This is a genomic window from Mycobacterium gordonae (assembly GCF_001417955.2).
In the GTDB taxonomy this organism is placed as follows: domain Bacteria; phylum Actinomycetota; class Actinomycetes; order Mycobacteriales; family Mycobacteriaceae; genus Mycobacterium; species Mycobacterium gordonae_B.
The window spans coordinates 1-1,662 of record NZ_LKTM01000172.1 but is presented as its reverse complement, the minus strand read 5'-3'; the positions used below and the strand labels follow the sequence as shown (position 1 = coordinate 1,662).

Annotated in this window: 1 pseudogene; it reads right to left on the bottom strand. The window is 79.1% G+C overall.

Going from position 1 to position 1,662, the window contains the following annotated elements:
• Positions 1-1,662, bottom strand: a pseudogene (locus AO501_RS38045) (PE family protein); the annotation flags it as partial.

The following is a 1,662-nucleotide window of genomic DNA, read 5'->3' as shown; positions in this document are numbered from 1 at the left end:
CCCCGCCGATGCCTCCGACGCCACCGGTGGCACCCGCCCCGCCTTTGCCACCGAAGCCGCTGAAGCCGTCGGCGCCGACGAGAGACTGCCCACCGGTCCCGCCTTTGCCCGCCACGCCCCCGGTGCCGCCGGCGCCGGCGACTCCGCCGGGTGCACCCGCGCCGCCGGTGCCACCGGCGCCACCGGCGCCGCTCCTACCGCCGATACCGCCCTGACCGTTGTATCCGTTGGCGATGCCCCCCGAACCACCGTCGCCACCGGCCCCTCCGGCGCCGCCGGTTCCGGCGAGATTGCCCGAGCCGTTGGCCGCTCCGCCGGTACCGCCGGCGCCGCCTGCCCCGGCCGTTCCACCAGTGCCCGCGGCGCCGTTGTAGCCGCCGTCGCCGCCGGTGCCACCGCCGCCGCCGACGCCACCACTGCCGCCGGCACCGGCCGTTGCGCCGCTGCCGCCGGTGCCGGCCCAACCACCGCCTCCGCCGACACCGCCGTTGCCGCCCAGGCCACCCGCACCGGCGGTGCCGCCGTCCACCGAGACACCCGAGCCACCGCGGCCTCCGGCGCCGCCGGCCCCACCGTGACCCCCGCTGCCGTTGGCGCCGGTTGCGCCGCCTGCGTTGCCACCGTTTCCGCCCTTGCCGGCGGCGCCGCCGGCCCCACCGTTGTGGCCGGTACCGTCCAGGCCGGCCGACCCGGCACCGCCGTCGCCACCGATGCCACCCTGACCACCGTTGCCCGCGAGTCCACCGACTCCCCCGGTGCCGGCGGCGCCGCCGTCCCCGCCGAAGCCGCCGACGCCACCCATACCGCCGCTGCGGGAGCCGATGCCGTTGTCGGGGATGCCCCTGGCGCCATTGCCGCCGCGGCCGCCGACGCCGCCGTTGCCGCCGTTGCCGTTGTGGGCGGTGGTTCCGCCGGCGTTGCCGCCAACACCGCCATCACCGCCGTCACCGGCATAACCGCCGTTGGCGCCGTAATAGTCGGCGGGGGCGCTGCCGCCGTCGGCGCCGTTTCCGCCGTTGCCCGCGTTTCCGCCGTCACCGCCGGTACCCACGGCACCCAGTCCGGCGCCCGCCAGGCCGCCGTTGCCTCCGTTGCCGCCCTTACCGCCGTAGCCCCCGTTCTCGGTACCGCCGGGTGTGCCTCCGTCGGCGCCGTCCGCGCCGGCGCCACCCTTACCGCCGGCGCCGTTGACGCCACCGACGTCTGCCGCGCCACCCTGGCCGCCGGCCCCGCCGGACCCGCCGTCGCCGCCGTCCGCCGCCACGCCTGCGGGGGCCAATCCGCTGCCGCCGACACCGGCCTTGCCGCCGCCACCGCCTGCGCCCCCGGTGCCGCCGGTGCCGTGCGCACCAGCTGCTCCACCGTCCCCACCCAGGCCACCGGTTCCGCCGCTGCCGCCCTTTCCGGCATAGCCACCAAGACCGTCTTCACCAGCGGTGACACTGCCGCCGGCGCCCCCGCCGCCGGCGGCTCCGCCGATCCCGCCGGCCCCGCCGAGTCCGCCGTCGGCTCCGGTGCCGCCGACGCCGCCGCGGCCGCCGTCCCCACCTGTGCCACCGATGCCGCCTTCGCCGACGAGTCCGCTCGAGATGCCACCGGCACCGGCCTGACCCCCGGCCCCACCGGCTCCGCCGCTCCCCGCGACACCGCCGGGCGAGGTGG